Source organism: Amycolatopsis sp. NPDC045836 (genome assembly GCF_056431745.1).
Genome location: NZ_JBWKKF010000003.1, coordinates 186,955 through 204,967, shown reverse-complemented (window position 1 = coordinate 204,967; position 18,013 = coordinate 186,955). Strand labels below are relative to the sequence as shown.

20 protein-coding genes are annotated in these 18,013 nt (G+C 73.9%); 11 read left to right on the top strand and 9 right to left on the bottom strand.

Annotation, left to right across the window (positions count from 1 at the left end):
• Positions 1-32 precede the first annotated feature (32 nt).
• The 4 genes from AC07EG_RS05825 (at position 33) to AC07EG_RS05810 (ending at position 4,874) form a co-directional block, all read left to right on the top strand.
• Positions 33-875, top strand: a complete 843-nt coding sequence (locus AC07EG_RS05825; RefSeq protein WP_478251867.1) for a nucleotide disphospho-sugar-binding domain-containing protein — start codon at positions 33-35, stop codon at positions 873-875.
• Between the two features lie 65 nt (positions 876-940).
• Positions 941-2,422 carry a phytoene desaturase family protein gene (gene crtI, locus AC07EG_RS05820; RefSeq protein WP_478251866.1) on the top strand — a complete coding sequence of 494 codons (1,482 nt, stop codon included), beginning with the start codon at positions 941-943 and terminating at the stop codon, positions 2,420-2,422.
• Positions 2,419-3,357: a phytoene/squalene synthase family protein gene (locus tag AC07EG_RS05815; protein ID WP_478251865.1), complete on the top strand. Its 939-nt coding sequence runs from the start codon at positions 2,419-2,421 to the stop codon at positions 3,355-3,357. Before crtI ends, AC07EG_RS05815 begins: the two co-directional genes overlap by 4 nt.
• Positions 3,354-4,874: a hydroxysqualene dehydroxylase gene (locus tag AC07EG_RS05810; protein ID WP_478251864.1), complete on the top strand. Its 1,521-nt coding sequence runs from the start codon at positions 3,354-3,356 to the stop codon at positions 4,872-4,874. The genes AC07EG_RS05815 and AC07EG_RS05810 overlap by 4 nt, the downstream gene beginning before the upstream one ends.
• Here the strand turns inward: AC07EG_RS05810 and AC07EG_RS05805 are convergent.
• A complete protein-coding gene (locus AC07EG_RS05805; RefSeq protein ID WP_478251863.1) occupies positions 4,855-5,667 on the bottom strand; it encodes a YhjD/YihY/BrkB family envelope integrity protein in 813 nt (270 codons plus the stop codon). The two genes, AC07EG_RS05810 and AC07EG_RS05805, sit on opposite strands and share 20 nt — an antisense overlap.
• Positions 5,668-5,696: 29 nt before the next feature.
• Between AC07EG_RS05805 and AC07EG_RS05800 the strand changes: the two genes are divergently transcribed.
• The gene (locus tag AC07EG_RS05800) at positions 5,697-6,383 is read left to right on the top strand and encodes a CDP-alcohol phosphatidyltransferase family protein (protein WP_478251862.1); all 687 of its coding nucleotides are present in this window, start codon (positions 5,697-5,699) and stop codon (positions 6,381-6,383) included.
• Here the strand turns inward: AC07EG_RS05800 and AC07EG_RS05795 are convergent.
• The 4 genes from AC07EG_RS05795 to AC07EG_RS05780 are packed head-to-tail and all read right to left on the bottom strand — an operon-like array spanning position 6,345 to position 10,040.
• Positions 6,345-7,814, bottom strand: a complete 1,470-nt coding sequence (locus AC07EG_RS05795) for a phytoene desaturase family protein (RefSeq protein ID WP_478251861.1) — start codon at positions 7,812-7,814, stop codon at positions 6,345-6,347. The two genes, AC07EG_RS05800 and AC07EG_RS05795, sit on opposite strands and share 39 nt — an antisense overlap.
• Positions 7,814-8,929 carry a glycosyltransferase family 2 protein gene (locus AC07EG_RS05790; RefSeq protein ID WP_478251860.1) on the bottom strand — a complete coding sequence of 372 codons (1,116 nt, stop codon included), beginning with the start codon at positions 8,927-8,929 and terminating at the stop codon, positions 7,814-7,816. The genes AC07EG_RS05795 and AC07EG_RS05790 overlap by 1 nt, the downstream gene beginning before the upstream one ends.
• Complete coding sequence (locus AC07EG_RS05785) at positions 8,926-9,681, bottom strand: carotenoid biosynthesis protein (protein WP_478251859.1); 756 nt, start codon at positions 9,679-9,681, stop codon at positions 8,926-8,928. Before AC07EG_RS05785 ends, AC07EG_RS05790 begins: the two co-directional genes overlap by 4 nt.
• A 38-nt stretch (positions 9,682-9,719) precedes the next feature.
• On the bottom strand, positions 9,720-10,040 hold the full coding sequence (locus AC07EG_RS05780; RefSeq protein WP_478251858.1) for a hypothetical protein: 321 nt from the start codon (positions 10,038-10,040) through the stop codon (positions 9,720-9,722).
• On the opposite strand from AC07EG_RS05780, the gene AC07EG_RS05775 reads away from it, so the two are divergent.
• The 3 genes from AC07EG_RS05775 (at position 10,039) to AC07EG_RS05765 (ending at position 11,936) form a co-directional block, all read left to right on the top strand.
• On the top strand, positions 10,039-10,926 hold the full coding sequence (locus AC07EG_RS05775) for a MerR family transcriptional regulator (protein ID WP_478251857.1): 888 nt from the start codon (positions 10,039-10,041) through the stop codon (positions 10,924-10,926). The two genes, AC07EG_RS05780 and AC07EG_RS05775, sit on opposite strands and share 2 nt — an antisense overlap.
• Before the next feature lie 90 nt (positions 10,927-11,016).
• Complete coding sequence (locus AC07EG_RS05770) at positions 11,017-11,484, top strand: ATP-binding protein (protein ID WP_478251856.1); 468 nt, start codon at positions 11,017-11,019, stop codon at positions 11,482-11,484.
• 47 nt (positions 11,485-11,531) lie between these two features.
• Positions 11,532-11,936, top strand: a complete 405-nt coding sequence (locus AC07EG_RS05765) for an anti-sigma factor antagonist (RefSeq protein WP_478251855.1) — start codon at positions 11,532-11,534, stop codon at positions 11,934-11,936.
• A gap of 10 nt (positions 11,937-11,946) precedes the next feature.
• Here AC07EG_RS05765 and AC07EG_RS05760 read toward each other — a convergent pair whose 3' ends face one another.
• Genes AC07EG_RS05760 through AC07EG_RS05745 form a run of 4 tightly spaced genes read right to left on the bottom strand, consistent with a single transcriptional unit; the run spans position 11,947 to position 15,373 of the window.
• On the bottom strand, positions 11,947-13,131 hold the full coding sequence (locus AC07EG_RS05760; RefSeq protein ID WP_478251854.1) for a PP2C family protein-serine/threonine phosphatase: 1,185 nt from the start codon (positions 13,129-13,131) through the stop codon (positions 11,947-11,949).
• A complete protein-coding gene (locus AC07EG_RS05755) occupies positions 13,128-14,168 on the bottom strand; it encodes an anti-sigma regulatory factor (protein WP_478251853.1) in 1,041 nt (346 codons plus the stop codon). The genes AC07EG_RS05760 and AC07EG_RS05755 overlap by 4 nt, the downstream gene beginning before the upstream one ends.
• On the bottom strand, positions 14,165-14,857 hold the full coding sequence (locus tag AC07EG_RS05750; protein ID WP_478251852.1) for a hypothetical protein: 693 nt from the start codon (positions 14,855-14,857) through the stop codon (positions 14,165-14,167). Before AC07EG_RS05750 ends, AC07EG_RS05755 begins: the two co-directional genes overlap by 4 nt.
• Positions 14,858-14,899: 42 nt before the next feature.
• The gene (locus tag AC07EG_RS05745; protein ID WP_478251851.1) at positions 14,900-15,373 is read right to left on the bottom strand and encodes a MarR family transcriptional regulator; all 474 of its coding nucleotides are present in this window, start codon (positions 15,371-15,373) and stop codon (positions 14,900-14,902) included.
• A 107-nt stretch (positions 15,374-15,480) separates the two neighbouring features.
• On the opposite strand from AC07EG_RS05745, the gene AC07EG_RS05740 reads away from it, so the two are divergent.
• From AC07EG_RS05740 to AC07EG_RS05730, 3 genes are all read left to right on the top strand, one after another.
• On the top strand, positions 15,481-16,653 hold the full coding sequence (locus AC07EG_RS05740; protein WP_478251850.1) for a PP2C family protein-serine/threonine phosphatase: 1,173 nt from the start codon (positions 15,481-15,483) through the stop codon (positions 16,651-16,653).
• Positions 16,654-16,682: 29 nt separating this feature from the next.
• On the top strand, positions 16,683-17,423 hold the full coding sequence (locus tag AC07EG_RS05735) for an MBL fold metallo-hydrolase (protein ID WP_478251849.1): 741 nt from the start codon (positions 16,683-16,685) through the stop codon (positions 17,421-17,423).
• 249 nt (positions 17,424-17,672) lie between these two features.
• A complete protein-coding gene (locus AC07EG_RS05730) occupies positions 17,673-17,921 on the top strand; it encodes an RICIN domain-containing protein (RefSeq protein ID WP_478251848.1) in 249 nt (82 codons plus the stop codon).
• The last annotated feature ends 92 nt before the right edge of the window (positions 17,922-18,013 follow it).

The window sequence follows — 18,013 nt, the reverse complement described above, 5'->3', positions numbered from 1 at the left end:
TCTCGCCCGCTTCAGCGGCCCAGCTGTTCGCCGTGGATCGGATCGCCCAGTTGCGGGAAGCCTGCCGGAACCAGCCGGGCCCGGCCGATCCGCTGCGGGAGTGGCTCGAGCCGGTGCTGGCCCGCCACGGCCACGAATTCGACGAAGCGATCGCGGTGGGGCAGTGGACGGTTTCGCCGTTGCCCGCCTGGATCCCGCAGTACCCGGGGGCGCACTACGTGCCGATGCGCCGGATCCCGTTCAACGGGCCGTCGATCATCCCGGACTGGGTGCTCGACCCGCCCGCGCGCCCGCGGATCTGCCTGACCCTGGGCGTCGCGCACCGCGAAACCGCGCTCGGCGGCTCGGCCTCGATCGGTGAACTGCTGGACGCGGTGGCCGATCTCGGCGCCGAGGTGATCGCGACCTTCACCGCCGAGCAGCCCGGGACGGCGACGGTGCCGGACAACGTGCGCGCGGTCGACTTCGTGCCGTTGAACGCGCTGCTGCCCACCTGTTCGGCGCTGGTGCACGAAGGCGGGAGCGGCGCCTTCTCCGGGGCGCTGGAGCACGGGGTGCCGCAGGTCATCGTGCCGCAGGACTTCACCGTGGAGAAGTGGCTGGGCCCGGTGGCCATCGCCGAGGGCCTGGCGGCCCGCGGTGCCGGGAGCTACGCGGCCAACGCCGGGAAGCTGACCGCGGAGGTCCTGCGGCACAGCCTGGAACCGGTGCTGGACGACCCGTCGTACGCGGCGAACGCCCGGCAGCTGCGCACCGAGGTCCGCGCCATGCCGTCGCCGAACGACCTCGTGCCCGTGCTGGCGGAACTGACCGCCGCGCACCGGCGCCAGCCGGTGGCGGGATCGAACGCTGCGCCGCCGGGCCCGCGGCTCTAGGCTGCGGTTTGCAGCGTTAGTGCATCGATTTCGTGGTGCGGGTCTCGCCGGGATGGGGATGAGCGATGGTGGAGCGAGGGATGCCGGGCGGGCACGTGGTGGTGGTCGGCGCCGGACTGGCGGGGCTGGCCGCGGTGGCGCACCTGACCGGCCGGGGCCGGGAGGTCACCGTGCTGGACGACCGCGCGGGCCCGGGTGGGCGGGCCGCTGGGCACCAGCTGGAGGGCTATTCGATCGACACCGGGCCCACCGTGCTGACGATGCCCGGCATCCTCGGTGACACCTTCGCCGCGCTCGGTGAGGAGCTGGCCGACTGGCTCGACCTGATCCGCCTGGACCCGGCCTACCGCGCCGTGTTCGCCGACGGGTCCGAGCTGGCCGTGCACACCGAGGCCGAGGCGATGGCCGAAGCGGTGCGCGCGTTCGCCGGTCCGGCCGAAGCCGCCGGGTACCTGCGCCTGCGGGCGTGGCTGAGCGAGCTGTACTCGGTGGAGTTCGACCGGTTCATCGCGTCGAACTTCGACTCGCCGCTGTCGCTGGTTTCCCCGCAGCTGGCCAGGTTGGTGGCCATGGGCGCGTTCCGCAGCCTCGACGGCGCGGTCGGGCGCTTCCTGCGCGATCCCCGCCTGAAGCGGGTGTTCAGCTTCCAGTCGCTCTACGCCGGGGTGTCCCCGCGCCGGGCGCTGGCGCTGTACGCGGTGATCTCCTACATGGACACCGTGGGCGGTGTGTTCTTCCCCCGTGGCGGGATGGGCGCGGTGCCGGTCGCGCTCGCCGCGGCGGCGGCCAAGGCGGGTGCCACCTTCCACCACGGCGACCCCGCGGTCGCACTGGAGATCAGCGGCGGGCGGGTGCACGCGGTCCGGACCGCCGGGGGACGGCGGCTGCCGTGCGACGCGGTCGTGCTGACCACCGAACCGGCGCAGAGCTACCGGCTGCTCGGCCGCACCCCCCGGCGGCTGGTGCCGCTGCGCCCGGCGCCGTCGGCGGTGGTGCTGCACGCCGGGACCACGCGGTCCCGGCCCGAAGTGGCGCACCACACCATCATGTTCGGCTCCGCCTGGCACCGCACCTTCGACGAGATCATCAAGCAGGGCTCGCTGATGAGCGATCCGTCGTTGCTGATCACCCGGCCCACCGCCACCGATCCCGGGCTCGCGCCACCGGGGCACGAGCTGTACTCGATCCTGGCGCCGGTGCCCAACCTCGACCGCGGCCGCCAGCGCTGGCAGGCGCTCGGCCCGCGGTACGCCGACGAACTGACCCGGCACGTGCAGCGGCGGCTGCTGCCCGGCTTCACCACCGAGGTCGACCGGACCCACCTGCTCACCCCCGACGACTGGGCCGCGCGGGGCATGGTCGCGGGCACGCCGTTCAGCTACGCGCACACCTTCGCCCAGACCGGCCCGTTCCGCCCGGCGAACCGGGTCCGCGGTGTTGCCAACGCCGTGCTCGCCGGGGCGGGCACCGTGCCGGGGGTCGGGGTGCCGACGGTGCTGCTGTCCGGGCGCCTGGCCGCCGACCGGATCACCGGAGCGGTCCGGTGACCCGCGCCGAACTGGACGCGGCGGGCATCACCGGTCCCGATCTGCGGGCCGCCTACACCCGCTGCCGCGAACTCAACGCCCGGCACGGCCGCACCTACTTCCTGGCCACCCGGCTGCTGAGCCCGGCCCGCAGACCGGCGGTGCACGCGCTGTACGGCTTCGCGCGCTGGGTCGACGACCTGGTCGACGAACCCGAACCGGGCACCCCCACCGCGGAACTGGAGGAGCGCCTCGACCGCGTGGACAAGGACCTCGGCGCGGCGCTGAGCGGGGCACGGGTCACCGAGCCCGCGCTGGTGGCCGTGGCCGACACCGCGCACCGCCTGGACCTCGACCGGGCGCTGTTCGACGCCTTCCTGCGCTCGATGCGCATGGACCTGACCACCACGGGGTACGCCACGCGCACCGAATTGGCCGAATACGTGCACGGTTCCGCGGAGGTGATCGGCTTGCAGATGCTGCCGGTGCTGGGCACGGTCACCAGCCGGGAGACCGCGGCCGGGCCCGCGGCGGCACTGGGCACCGCCTTCCAGCTCACCAACTTCCTGCGTGACGTCGCCGAGGACCTCGACCGCGGCCGGGTCTACCTGCCCGCCGACGAACTCGCCGCGTTCGGCGTGGACCGCGAACGGCTGCAGTGGTGCGTGGCGCACCGGCGGGCCGATCCACCGGTGCGCCACGCACTGGCCCACCAGATCGCCGAAACGCGGGCCGTCTACCGCCGCGCCCGCCCCGGGGTCGCGATGCTGCACCCGGCTTCACGACCGTGCGTGGACACCGCTTTCAGGCTGTACTCACGCATCCTCGATGCGATCGAAGCCGCGGACCACAACGTTTTCGCGCGGCGGGCCACCGTTTCGCGCCGCCGCCGCGTGGCCGTCGCCGGGATCGCCGCGGCCAGGGTGCTGGCCGTGCGACTGGGGCGTCGCGCATGAGCCACGACCGCCGCCGGGTCCACTACCCGGCGCCGCCCGGCTTCGAGCACGCCACGCTGTTGCAGCGGCGCCCGCGGGTGGCGGTGGTGGGCGGCGGGATCGCCGGGCTCACCGCGGCCACCGGCCTCGCCGAACGCGGTGTCGAGGTGGACCTGTACGAACGCGAGACCCATCTCGGCGGCCGGGCCGGTGGGTGGGACACCGAACTCGCCGACGGCACCCCGGTGACGATGAGCCGGGGCTTCCACGCCTTCTTCCGCCAGTACTACAACCTGCGGGCCCTGCTCCGGCGCACCGATCCGGACCTGCGGCGGCTGCGGCCGGTGCCCGACTACCCGCTGCTGGACGCACAGGGCCGGATCGACACCTTCCGCGGCCTGCCCAGCAGCCCGCCGTGGAACGCGCTGGTGTTCGCCCTGCGCAGCCCCACGTTCCGCCTGCGCGACTTGGTGCGCGTCGACCCGGTTCCGGCGCTGGCGCTGGCCACGGTGTCCGTGCCCGGCACCTACCACCAGCTGGACGACCTCGACGCGGCGAGCTTCCTCGACCGGCTCAACTTCCCGGCCAGCGCCCGGCACCTGGCGTTCGAGGTGTTCTCCCGCAGCTTCTTCGCCTCGCCGTCGGAGCTGTCGGCCGCCGAGCTGGTGACCATGTTCCACCTGTACTTCCTCGGTTCGTCCGAGGGCCTGATCTTCGACGTGCCGGAGGACACCTATCCGGCGAGCCTGTGGGACCCGCTGGCCGCCCACCTCACCGGTCTCGGCGTGCGAATCCACCTCGGCACCCCGGTGGACGGAGTGCGGCCGGACGGCGCGGGCTTCCGGGTCGCCGACGCACCGGTGGACGCGGTGGTGCTGGCGCTGGACGTGCCCGGTCTGCGTGCCGTGGTCGATGCCTCTGCGGAGCTGGGCACGGCGGACTGGCGGGCACGGGTGCACGGGTTGCGGTCCGCGCCCCCGTTCTACGTGCGCCGGCTCTGGCTCGACCGCCCGCTCGAGGCCCGGCGCCCGCCGTTCCTCGGCACCGGCAGCCTGCCCCCGCTGGACAACATCAGCCTGCTCGACCGGTTCGAAGCCCAGGCCGCGCAGTGGGCCCGGCGCACCGGCGGCTCGGTGGTGGAGTTGCACGCCTACGCCGTCGAAGGCGGCACCGGGGACCTGCCGCGGCGGCTGCTGGCCCGGCTGCACGAGATCTACCCGGAAACCCGGGACGCGCGCATCGTGGGGGAGTTGGCGCAGTGGCGCCAGGACTGCCCGCTGTTCGGCCTCGGTGACTTCGCCCGGCGCCCCGGCGTGGAGACGCCGGTGCCCGGCCTGGTGCTGGCCGGGGACGGCATCCGGGTCGACCTGCCGGTGGCGCTGATGGAACGCGCCGCCACCACCGGCTGGCACGCGGCCAACCGGTTGCTCGCCGGGTGGGGCCTGCGTGGCCACCCGACCTGGTCGGTGCCCAACCACGGGCGCCTGGCCCCGTTGCGCGCGGTGGCCGCCCGGAAGCCTACTCCGGACGCTCGGTGACCACCCGGTGCACGCTGAGCAGCAGGCGGTAACCCACGATCAGGATCAGGTGGAGCAGGTAGAGCCACAGCGCCAGCGCCACGGTGACCCCGACCGGCCGCAGCCCGGCGAAGGGCAGGCTCCAGTCGATCGGGATCGCCAGGAACAACAGGAAACCGTGCAGGAAACCGCTGAGCACGGTGCTGATCGCCAGCGCACCGGCGACCGCCCACCCGGCGGGGACCACGGTGGACGCGGTCGTGGTGTGGACCAGGGCGACGACCACGGCGATGGCGAGCCAGTCGATGTGGAACGACAACGCGATCCCGGCCACCGTGCCCCAGCCGCCCGCGGTGTAGCGGGCCGCGACGGAGGGGGCCAGCGCCAGCACCACGGCGGCCAGCACCGGGCCCGCCAGGATCACCGGCAGGAAGCCGAGCCTGCCCTTCCAGCCGAGGAAGCTGCCCGGCCGCCGGTCGGCCGCCTGGGTGAGGCTGCGCCGCAAGCCCTCGCCGTAGAAGCTGGCCGGGAACAACATGGCGAGCAGGACCGGCCACGGCGCACGCAGGGCCGCGTCGGTGAGGGTGGTGACCGCCGCCCCGGCGTCCTGCGCGGCGGGCACGGCCGAGGCCAGCGCACCGGCGCCGCGCACCACCACGTCGTGCCCGGCGAGTTCGGCCGCCCCGCGCAGGGCGAGCAACACGGCGGGTACCAGGCCGAGGACGGCGAAGAAGGTCAGCCCGGCCGCCCAGAGCGCGACATCACGGCCGCGCAGCGCACCGATCGCGTGGCGCACGGCTTCGCGCACGATCACCGGACACCCCCGCGGGCGGGAGGTGCCGGGTGAGCGAGGACGAGGACGCGGTCTCCGGGTGGGTGCGGCTGCATGGTCAGGACGTCTCCGGAAATCGGTTCGCGGTGGGGTGGATCCGGCTGGTGCACGTGCTCGCGCGACCGGTTTCGCGCGTGCCGCCGGACGCGCTGTCCGCGGCCGGGGTGCTGAGCACCGCCGGGGCGGTGGTGGTCGCGGCGCGGTGGCCGTGGGCCGCGCTGGGGCTGGTGGTGCTGGGCGGGCTGCTGGACGGGGTCGACGGTGCGGTGGCGCTGCGCACCGGGCGCGCCCGCCCGCTGGGCGCGGTGGTCGACGCGGTGGCCGACCGGCTCTCCGACGTGAGCCTGGCCCTGGTGCTCGTCGCGCTCGGCGGGGACTTCCGGTGGGCGGCGGGGGTCGTGGTGGCGATGTTCCTGCACGAGTACGCGCGGGCACGGGCGCAGGGCGCCGGAATGCGGGGAGCCGGGGCGATCACCGTCGCGGAACGGCCGACGCGGGTGATCCTGGTCGCCGTGAGCTGCCTCGGCGCGGCGGTGGTCCCGGCGGGCACGCCGGTCACGCACTGGCCGTGGGCCGGGGTGGGCCTGGCGCTGTGGTCGGGGTGCGCGGTGCTCGGCGGTGCGCAGTTGATCGCCGGTCTGCGGCGGGAGCTGGGGCGTTCAGGCATGGCCGACGAGCCCGGCGACGATCTGCGCTGACAACGCCACCAGCGGCAGCCCGCCGCCGGGGTGGGCGGAGCCGCCGACCAGGTACAGCCCGCGCACCGGGCTCCGGTTCGACGGCCGCAGCAGCGCCGCGCGGGCACCGTTGGAAGACGACCCGTACAGCGATCCGCCCGCGCTGCCCGTGTCGCGTTCCCAGTCCGCGGGCGTGCGCACGGCCCGTTCGACGATCCGGTCCCGCACGTCGAGCCCGCGGCGGGCCAGCACGGTCAGCACGTGCTCGGCGTAGTCGTCGGCCAGCCCGGGGCTGGTCCAGTCCACCGGCCCCTGCGGTGGGGCGTTGACCAGGACGAACCACGCCTCGTCGCCTGCCGGGGCGACGGCGGGGTCGTCGGGTGCGCAGACGTAGACGGCCGGGTCCTCCACCGGACGCGGGTGTGCGCCGAAGATGGCGTCGAATTCGGCGTCGTAGTCGGCGGGGAACAGCACGCGGTGGTGGCGGGGCGCCGGGGTCCGCCCGCGCAGGCCCAGCAGCAGCACGAAGCCGGACAACGACGGGGTGGCGGCCGCCAGTGCCCGCCGTGGCCGCCGGGTGCGGCGACCCGGCAGCAGGTCTTCGTACAACCGGGTGGCGTCGGCGTCGGAGACGACGACCTCGGCGTCGATGTCCTCGCCGCCGGCGACGGTCACGCCGCTGACGGCACCGCCCGCCGTCCGCACCGCGGTGACCCGCGTGCCGAACCGGAAGCCGACGCCGAGTTCGGTGCACCGCGTGAACAGGGCGTCGGCCAGCCGCCGCAGTCCGCCCCGCACGTACCAGCCACCGAAGCGCTGCTCGATGTAGGGCACGACGGCCATCACCGCGGGCAGGCGGCGGGGGTCGGAGCCGCTGTAGGTCGCGTAGCGGTCCAGCACCATGCGCAACCGCGGGTCGTCGAGCCGCCGCGTGCCCAGCGTTCGCAGGGTGCGCCAGGGCGCGATGCGGTGGAGGTTCCGGGGATGGGCGCTGTGGCGCAGCAGATCGGCCAGGCGCAGCGGTTCCCGGAGCACCGGCCGTTCCACCAGTGCCCACGTCTTCGCCGCGTCGTCCATCAGGTGGGTCCACCGGGCCGCGGCGGCGGGACCGAACACCCGGGCCAACGCCGGCCCGACCGCGGCCGGCTCGTGCGGCATGTCCAAAGCAGACCCGTCGGCGAAGCGGTAGTGGCAGGTCGGTTCCGCGGGCACGATCTCCAGGTGCTCGTCGAGCGCGGACCCGGTGTCGGCGAACAACTCGCGGTACACCTGGGGCATCGTCAGGAGCGAGGGCCCGGTGTCGAAGGTGAACCCGCCGAGCCGAGTGGTGCCGAGCTTGCCCCCGTGGGTCGGGGCCGCCTCTGCGACGGTCACCCGGTGCCCGGCCGCGGCGAGCCGCGCAGCCGCGGCCAAGCCACCCATACCGGCACCGATCACCAGGGTCCGCGCCATCAGCGCACCCCGCGCAACGCACGGCCCTTCCACACCAGCCGCCCGCGACGGCGCGCCCGCCAGGACCGCGCCAGCAACAGCAAGAGCGCGGAGACCGAAACCGGGTGCGCCAGCGGGTCCGGCCACCTCCGGCCACCGGTGCGCACCGCGGTGATCACCCGCCCGGCCACCGCCGCGGCATAACCGGCCAGCCCGGCCCGGGAACCGGTGCAGGCGGCGAGGGCGGGCAGGACGTAGACCCACACCAGCGCCGCCGCCAGCGCCGCCGCCTTGACCGGGCTCGAGGTCGCCGACCACAGCGACTTCTCATACCCACCGCGGACTTCCGCCCACCCCCGGTACATCCGGCAGGTGGCCACCGTGCTCCCGTCGGCCACCACGCCCCGGCCACCGGCGGCCTTGACCGCGCGCATCAACGCGATGTCGTCCAGCACCGCTCCGGCCACCCGGGCGAAGCCCCCGCTGCGTTCCAGCATCGACGCGGTGATCACGAAGAACTGCCCGTTGGCCGCGGTGAGCGACGGCCGCGGCGAACGTTCGGCCTGCCGCAGCGGCAGGAAAGTCAGCCACGACCACTGCAGCAACGGCTGCAGCAACCGGGCCGCCCAGTCGTCGGCCGCCTGGCGGGGGAACGGGGAAACCGCGTCCAGCCGGTGCCGCGACAGCAATTCCGCCGCGGACGCGACCGCGTGTGGTTCGAGCACCACGTCGGCGTCCGCGAAAACCAGGATCGTTCCGCGGGCCGCCGCGGCGAGCTGCGCACAGGCGTGCGGTTTGCCCAGCCAGCCTTCGGGCAGCGCGGTGCCGGACAGCACCCGGACCCGCGGATCCCCGGCTGCCGCGGCGTGCACCACCGCGACGGTGTCATCGGCGGATTCGTCGTCCAGCACCAGGACCTCCAGCGACGGCACCCCGCGCTGCGCCAGCACCGAACGCAACGCCGCGCCGATGCGACCGGCTTCGTCACGGGCCGGCATGAGCACGGACACCGGTTCGAGGCACTCGGCCGGTCGCCGGCTGGGCGTTCGCACCAGGCGGGCGTTGACCAGCGTGTGCGCGGTCGCCAGTGCGGCCGCACCGGCACCCGTGCGCACCGCCCACTTCCACGGGTTCACCGGTGGGCCCGCCACACCGCACGCACGAACGGCAAGGCCACCAGACCCATCAGCACCCCGCCCACCAGCGACACCCAGGGGCGGCCGAAGAACGCGGCGTGCGCCCACACCGACGAAAAGTAGGTCCACAGGTACAGCACCGGCGCCGCCCCACGGCGCAGGACCAGCGGCTTGTCCCGCTCGGGCGGCAGCAAGCGGTGCACGGAGAACACCAGCACCACCGCCACCAGCAGCCACCCCGCGAAGTTCGACAGCGGCACCCCGTCGACACCGGGCAGGGTCACCGAGGCGTCGTACCACCGCCAGTGCCCGGCGTCGACCATCTGAGGGTCGAGGAACACGTCCCACGACGCCAGCGCCCAGCCACCCAGCGGCACCACCGGCCAGCCGGTGCCCAGTGCGCGCCCGACCAGCAGCGCTGGCCACGCCATCATGATCCACGCCAGCGGCACCAGCACCGGAACCGAGAACACCGCCACGCCGAGGGTGCCGGTGTAGGCGTAGTCACCGAACGGGAAACCGGTGTGCACCCCCAGGGCTTCCGCCGCGAGCCCGCCACCACCGGCCACCACGACCAGGGTCACCGCCGCCCGGCCACCGAACCGGGAGGCCGCGTCGAACACCGAGGACGCCGCGAAGGCCACCACCGCCAGCGCGGTGGTGGTGAACCGGCGGTCCGGGTCGGAAACCGAGTAGATGATCTGCGCGAGCACCGCGAGCGCACCGAAGAACCACGAGGCGCCGGCCGGCACGGAGAGCGTGCTCCGCGTTCGCCGGGTGCGGGTTGCTGTCAGCGAGCGCATTGCCCGCGATGGGCCGAGGCGACGGCGTGCAACAGGTCCTCCCCGAGCGAGCGCCGCCCCGGCCGGTGCTCCAGCGGCGCACCGGGCTCCGGGGTCTCGTCGGGGGCGGAGCTCTCGGGCTCCTGGCCGGCTCTCGATTCCGTGTCCGATTCCGTGTCGGAACGCATGCTTCGCACCTCGCTGTCCACCATGGCCACGTGGCGGGGAAGTACCCCGCCGAACGGCGGTTCAACCGCTGCGGAATCGATGCAACGGTATTCGGCGATACTGCCCGCGCAGCGGCGCGGTGTGGAAAAATCCAGGGTCATGAAGATCGGGTCCGCGCCGAGCCGGGAAGACCTCACGGCCGACCGCGTGTGGACCTCGGGCCGGGTCGCCGAACTGCTCGGGATCTCACCGGTGACCCTGCGGAGCTGGGACGCCCGTTACGGCCTCGGCCCCTCGGTGCGGGAATCCGGGCGCCAGCGCCGGTATTCCGCCGCCGACGTGGCCAGGCTGCGGCACATGCAGAGCCTGATGGACCGGGGCATCCGGACCAGGGAAGCCGCCCGCCTCGTGCTGACCGGGCAAGCCGGTCCGCGGTCGACCGGCTACCCGGAGCGAACGGCCGACGCCCTGTACGCGGCGGCGGGCGAACTCCGCTACGCGACCATGGCCACCCTGCTCGACGAGGCGCTGGCCGCGGCCGGGCCGGTGACCACCTGGCAGGAGATCCTGCGCCCGCTGCTGCACCGGCTCGAAGGCAGGTGGACCGCGGACGAGCCGTGCTTCGCCGTGGAATGGGCGTTGTGCGAAGAGATCTCCGCGGCGCTGGAACGGTATGCCCGCCCGCTGGCCGCCGAACTCGGCGGACCACCGCTGCTGCTCGCCTGCTGCCCCGCCGAGCGGCACACCCTGCCGCTCGAAGTGCTCCGCGGCGCGCTGGCCGAGCGCCGCGTCCCGGCCCGGTTCCCCGGGCCCGCCGTCCCGCCGGACACGATCGTCGACCTCACCCGGCAACTGGCGCCCTCGCTGGTGGTGCTGTGGTCGATGACCGCGGCCACCGCCGATCCCGGCCTCGTCCGCCGGGTCCGGCGTGCGGGTGGCCGGGTGTGCCTGGCCGGTCCCGGCTGGGCGGACGCCGGCGGACGGCGCGTCCTGCGGGTGCACGACCTCCCCGGCGCCCTGAACCGCATCACGCAGGACCTCGCCTAGCCGGTGGCTCCTGGTTTGGCCGTATCCTCGCCGGGGGTAATAGTCCTGCGTATTCAACTGCTCTGCTGTCCGAAGTGAGGGTGGGTGGCCGTGGAGACAGAGCCGTGGGGAGAAGAGCGGACCGATCCGGTCGCGATGAACGCCGAGTGCGACCTGGCGGTGACCAGCAACCGGCAGATCCGGCAGCAGGTCCGTGACCTGCTCTCGGCCGAGATCGGCCTCCTGGTCGACGACGCGGTCCTGGTGACCGACGAACTGGTGAGCAACGCCCATCGGCACGGTGCGCCACCGCGCGCCTGCCGCCTCGGCCTGAGCGCCGGGCGAAGACGCCTGCGGATCGAGGTGGACGACACCGCACCGGAGCAGCCGCGGCTCCGGGAGCCGGACTCGACCGGCGGACGCGGTCTCCTCCTGGTCGACCGCCTGGCCACCGACTGGGGTATCCAGCACCACGACGGGCACAAGACCGTCTGGGCCGAGCTCGTGCTCGACCAGCCGGGCAGCAGCGGCCACGCGCCGCACCTCAGTTCCGCGCCACGCGGACCGCGGCCGAACTGACCCCCGGGAATTTCCGCACTTTCCGCGCACACGTGAAGGGAGCGGCGGTGTCACAGCGAGCCGGCGGGGGGAACCCGCCACCGGAGTGGCTCACCATCGCCCGCCGGGAATCGGCCGGTGGCGTCGTGCTCGACGTCTCCGGGGAGATCGACGTCGATTCCGCACCCGCCTTCCTGCGGGCGATGCGCGACGCCATCGACCACGCGCACCCCGGGGCGTGCATCGTCGATCTGACCGGAGTCGGCTTTCTCAACGCCGCCGGGCTGACCGCTCTGCTCGACGCCGCCCGCCACGACCCGGCGACCGCGCCACGACTGGTGGTGGACAGCAACAGCCCGGTCATCCGGCCGATCGAGATCACCGGCTTGGACACCGAACTGAAGCTGTACCACTCCGTCGACGAGGCCCTGGACTCCGCGGAGCAGCAGGCCGCGCCCGCCGAGCCGACCTGACCGGCCGGGGTCACGTCCGGCGGACGGCGATCACCACGGTGTCGTCGACGTGCCACACCACATCGTGCATCCGGGTGGTGAGTTCCCTCGGGATGCTCGCGGTGGGGGTGCCGGCGTACGAGCGGGCCAGTTCCAGCAGGCGTGCTTCGCCCTCTTCGAAGTTCTTGCGGCTTTCGATGAGGCCGTCGGTGTAGAGCAGGAGGGTGTCGCCGCGGTCGAGGGTGTGGTGGAGCAGGCTGGGCGTGCCGGGCTGGGGGAAGCCGATGCCGCGCCCGACGGCGGCCGTGGTGAGCTGGCGGGTTTCCCCGGCGGCGGTGATCAGGACCGGCTTGGGGTGGCTGCCGTTGGCGAGCCGGAATTCGCCCGTGGACGGCGTGATCCGGGTGAGGAGAACGGTGGCCATGACGCCGGGCTCGATGGAGGCCAGCGCCTGGGAGGCGCGTGCGACGAGGTCGCCGAAGGGGTGGCCGTCGAGGGTCAGGGTGCGGATGGCGTGGGTGACGGTGAGAGCTTTGCGGGTGGAGGCCACACCGTGGCCGACGGCGTCGACGAGGGTGAGGTGGAGGTCGCCGCCGGGCAGGGTGAACCAGTCGTAGAGGTCACCGCCGGTGGGTGCGCCGGGCTCGGCGGGGGAGTGGTGGACGGCGAGTTCGAGGCCGGGGACCGGGGGCGGCGGTGGCCGCAGCGCGTCCTCCAGTTCGCGGAAGATGAGGCCGTGGGCGCGGCGCAGCTCCTCGTCGCGTTGCTCGAGTTCGACGTACATCGCCAGCACGCCGCTGTTGGTCTCGGCGATTTCGTGCTTGAGCTGGCGTTGTTCCTGCACCAGGGCGTCGACCCGGGAGATCAGCGCGAGCATCTCCTCGCGGGTGGCTTCCTCGCCGGTTCCGGGAACCGGGGCCGGTGCCGGGCTGGTGGCCAGGTGCCAGGTGAGGGTGTGGCCGTCGCCGGTGTCGGGCAGCAGCGGCAGCAGGTCGCGCCGGTGCTGGGGGACCGGCTGCGGGAGCCGCAGGGTGAGGGTGAGCAGGCCGTGGCCGACGGCGGTGTGCAGATCGGCCACCGCGCCGGTGTGCAGCGCCGGTTCGGCGAGCAGGGTGACCGCGAGGACCGCGCGGGCGCGGTCCTCGGGGAGCACACCGGCGCGGCCGCAGGCGTCGCGCACCTGCTGCTGGAGGCCGGGCAGCTCGGTGTGGTTCACCGGAGCAGACCGGTGTGCAGGGCGATCGCGGCCGCGTCGTCGCGCGGGTCGCGGTGCCGGTGGGCGAGTTCGGCGGCGAGCAGCAGCGCGTCCGGCGCTCCGGCCGGTTTGCGCCAGGTGCCGCCGAGACGGCCGGTGTGCAGCACGACGACGGAGCCGTCGACCGGCGGGACGTGCCGGGGCAGGGCGGCGGGCAGGACGAACCCGAGCACGCCCGGCACGCCGAGCAGCAACCGCGAGGGCCCGCCGGGGCTGAGCACCGTGGCACTGATGTCGCCGATGCCGCAGAACTCGATGCCGCGGTGGGAAAGGCGACCCAGTGCGACCGCGGCGCCGCGGGTGCCGCGCAGTGCCCGGTGCACGGTGGTCAGCAACGTGGCCAGGCCGCGGTCGGGACTCTCCTCGAACACCTCGATGGCGAGGCGCGCGGTCTCGGCGGCTTCGGCCCCGTGGCCGAGCCCGTCGGCGACCACCACGGTCCAGCCGCTGGTGCCCTCGGCGAGCGCGATGGCGCTGCCGCAGTGCCGCTCCCCTTCGCGCGGGAGGCAGAAGTGCCCGACGGCTTCGGCCTCCGGGCCGGTCGCGAGCACCCGGGCGGCAGCGGTGGTGCCGGTGCCGGGGGTGGAGCGGACCCGGAACGCGGTCGCCAGCCGCCGGACGGCGGCGAACCCGCTGTCCGGTGTGGCCGGGTGCCGGTGGTCGGGGTCGTGCTCGCTGTCCGGCGTGGTTGGCGGCCGGTGGGCGGGATTGCGATCGCTGCCCGGCTGAGCCGGGTGCCGGTGGTCGCTGCCCGGGTTGGCGGTGGTGCTGTCGGCGGGCCAGCCGGCCAGTACGTCGATGCCGTGACCGAGCAGTGCCCGCTGGAGGAAGAGCGAGCCGCCGGTGGCGTGCGCGGCAAGTTCGGTGGCCACCGCGGCGGCTCGTTCGGCCGGTCCGTCCGGCAGCGAAGCCTCGCGGGCCAGGGCGAGGGCGGCACGCCCGGCGGTGTGGACCGCGCTGGGGTGGTCGATCCGCACGTGCCGGGTCGGGGCCGTCACCGCGGGTCCCAGCGCGCGCCGGTGACCGTGGTGCCGGGGCGGGCTTCACGGGCCGGTCGGGTGCCGTCGCGTTCCGCGCCGGGCAAGGTGCCACTGCCGCCACGGGAGCCTGGATCGCCGGTGCCGCAGCGGACCAGGTCACTGCCCCTTCGGTGGGCCAGATCACTGCCGCCGCGGCGGGTCAAACCACTACTCCCTCGGCGGGCCAGATCACTGCTGCCGTGGCGGGTCAGGTCACTGCCGCCCCGGTGGGCCAGGTCGCTGCCGCCGTGGCGGGCCAGGTCGCTGCCGCCGCGACGGGCCAGGTCGCTGCCGCCGCGACGGGCCAGATCGCTGCTGCCGTGGCGGACCAGGCCACTGCCCCTTCGGCGGGCCAGATCACTGCTGCCGTGGCGGGCCAGGTCGCTGCCGCCGCGATGGGCCAGGTCGCTGCCGCCGTGGCGAGCCAGGTCACTGCCGCCGCGACGAACTGGGCCACCGCCGCCACCGCGGCCCGGGTCACCGCCACCGCGGCCCGGGTCACCGCCGCAGCGAGCCGGGGTACTGGCGGCGCTTCCCACCCCGGGCTGGTCGAAGGCCGCTTCGAGCGCGCTCACCCGCCGAGCACGTCTCGGGCGGGGGTCTCGTCCGGCACCGGGTCCCTCCAGGTCGATCGGGGGCAGGCGGCGCACCCCGGCTACTGTTGTCATATAACAACAGTCGATTTCGCCGGGCAACGGCGGGGGGTGTGGTCAGGTGCCGGGACGAGTGGTGTGCTCCGCGGCGGCGGTGTGAAAGCCGCGCAGGCCGGTGGTCAGGGCGTCACGGGCGTCGGGGGTCATCCGTGCCAGGACGGCTTGGACGCTTTCGCGGCGACGCCCCCGCAGGTCCTGCAGGTAGGCGCGGCCCCGTTCGCTCAGCCGCAGGGTCAGTTCCCGGCGGCTGTGCGAGCTGGGCAGGCGGTCGAGGAAGCCGACCGCCTGCAACCGGTCGCAGAGCCTGCTGACCAGGGGCGGGGTGGAGCCGAGCAGGTCGGCCAGCGTGCGCAGGTTCAGCCCGTCGTGGCGGTCGAGCGCCACCACGGCACGCAGCTGGGACAGCGACAACGGCCGCGCCGAGGCTCCGCTCGCCTGCTCGAACATGATTTCGAGCAGTTCGGCGAGGTCGGTCACCGCGGCGGCGGCATCGGTGGTGCCCTGCTCGCGAGACCGGTTCACGGTGTCCACTGTGGCATCCATATGCTGAGCTGTCAGCTTGGCTCGAGACCGTGGCCGGCCGATGCAGCACGTGGACATCCCCCGAGGTGGGCGAGACGGGCGAGCAGGAGGACACGGTGGACAGATCCCTGGCGGTGGAACGCGGGCTTCGCGACGTCCCGCCCCACGAACTACCCGCGGCGCTGCGTGCCGCGCTGGGGAAGCACTTCGGCGCGCAGGCGGTCGAGCTGCTGATGGCGGACTACTCCCTGACGGAGCTGTGCCGGGTGGGCACCCTGCCCTACACCACCGAGCCGATGCCGGTCGAGGGCAGCGTCCCCGGTGCGGCGTTCGTCACCCAGACCGCCACCTTCGAACCGGCGGGTGCCTCGATCACCGGGTACCTCCCGGTCACCGTCCGCGGTGACCGGCTCGGTGTGCTCGCTGTCACGCTGCCCGCCGAACCCGAGCCGCCGGTGTGGGCCGAACTCGGCCGGTTCGCCGAAACGCTGGCGCACGAGCTGTTCGTCGCCGACCGCGACACCGACCTCTACGTGCAGGCCCGCCGGTCCTCCCGGCTCACCCTGGCCGCGGAGATGCAGTGGCAGCTGCTCCCCGGCCGGGCCTGCACCCGCGCGGAGTTCGCCCTCGGCGGGCAGCTCGAACCCGCCTACGCCATCTACGGCGACTGCTTCGACTGGTCGGCCTCGGCGCACAAGCTGACCGTGACGCTGATCAACGGCATGGGCGAAGGCAGCGAAGCCGCGCTGCTGACCAACCTCGCGATCAACGCCCTGCGCAACGCACGGCGAGCCGGGGTCACCCTCGACGCCCAGGCCGAACTCGCCGACCAGGCGATCTACGCGCACTACCGCGGCGGCGAGCACGTCGCCGCGCTACTGCTGGAGTTCGACCTCACCAACGGCACCTTCGGCGCGCTCGACGCCGGGTCACCCCGGTTGTGGCGCCTGCGGGACAGCAAGGTCGAGCGCATCCACTTCGACGAGCAGCTCCCGCTCGGCTCTTTCGAGGACACCCGGTACGAGGTCGAACGCTTCCAGGCCGCCGAGGGCGACCGGTTCGTCTTCGTCAGCGACGGGGTCTACAACGCCGTCGGCCCGCAGGGGCAGCTCTACGGTGACGCCGAGCTGATCGAAGCGGTGCTGGCCACCACCGACCTCCCGGCCGCGCACGTGCCGGGAGCCGTGCTCAAGGAACTGGCCACCCGCCGCGAAAACGGCCGGGCCGAGGACGACGCCATGGTGGTGTGCCTGGACTGGTTCGGCCCGGTCTCGGCCAGGAAGGCTTGACCGCGGCCGCGCGGGGTACTCGCCGCGGCATGCTGACCAAGGACGTCGCTCCGGGAATCCACTGCGTGACCGAGTCCCACGTCAACTTCTACCTCGTCGAGGACGGGGAGCAGTTGTTGCTGGTCGACGCCGGGCTGCCCACTTCGTGGCGCCACCTGGCGGCGGCGCTCGCCGAACTGGGCAGGCAGCCGCGGGACATCGCCGCCCTCGTGCTGACCCACGGCCACTTCGACCACCTGGGCATCGCCGAGCGGGTGCGGGCCGAGCTGGGGGTGCCGGTGTACATCCACGAGAACGACGTGCCGCTGACCCGGCACCCGCGGCAGTACGGCCGGGCCAGGCCGCTGACCGGGTACCTGCTCACCCAGTTCCGGGCCATGCCGATCGTGGCGGGGCTGCTGGCGCGCCGGGCGTGGTGGCCGAAGCCGCTGCGCCGGGTCGAGCGGATCCGGGACGAGGTGCTGCCGGTGCCGGGGAGCCCGCGGGTGCTGTTCACCCCCGGGCACACGCTCGGGCACTGCGCGCTGCACTTCCCCGAGCGGGACGCGGTGATCGCGGGCGACGCCGTGGTCACGCTCAACCCGTACCGCGGCACCACCGGCCCGCAGATCGTCTCCGGCGCCGCGACGGTGGACGAGGAACGGGCGCTGGGGTCGCTGGCGGTCATCGCCGCCACCGGCGCCGGGACCGTGCTGGTCGGCCACGGTCCACCGTGGACGGACGGCGCGGCGGAGATGGCCGAACTGGCGCGCCGCCACGGCCCCTCGTAGTCCGGGGCACCGGCCGTTCCGTTGAGCGGACCGGACCCTGGCTCCGCGCCTCGCGCCGCGGAGGTACTCGGCGAGTTCTTTTTCGCCGAACGAGGGCCAAGCAATGAGAGGACCGGCAATCGCGTTCGCCACTCTGGTGATGCTGCTCGGTGGTGTGTCCGCCGCGAACGCGGCCGTGGACGAGGACCCGTTCGTCGCTCCGGCGCCGGGCCTGCAGGCGTGGCACCTCTTCAACGCCAACAGCGCGAAGTGGAGAACTCCTCCGTCGACAACGGGGCCCGCGTGCAGCAGTGGCGGTGCGGGAACCTGCGCACCATGCAGTGGAAGCGGGAAAAGGGCCCGTACGGCTGGTACCTGGTCAACCGCAACGGCTTCAAGTGCCTGGAGATCGAGAACTCGTCGTTCCACAACGGGGCGCGGGCCCCGCCGCGCCGGCCGATGACGAACGTCACCGGCGCCTTGCGCCGATCGGCCGCACCGATCCAGCGATCCGTATAACGGCCTATACAAAACCGCTCTGAAGCGGCATTTCGTGTGACGAGCACAACTCGGAAAACGGACAAAACGGTTGGTACCCCGCCCGGGTGTCA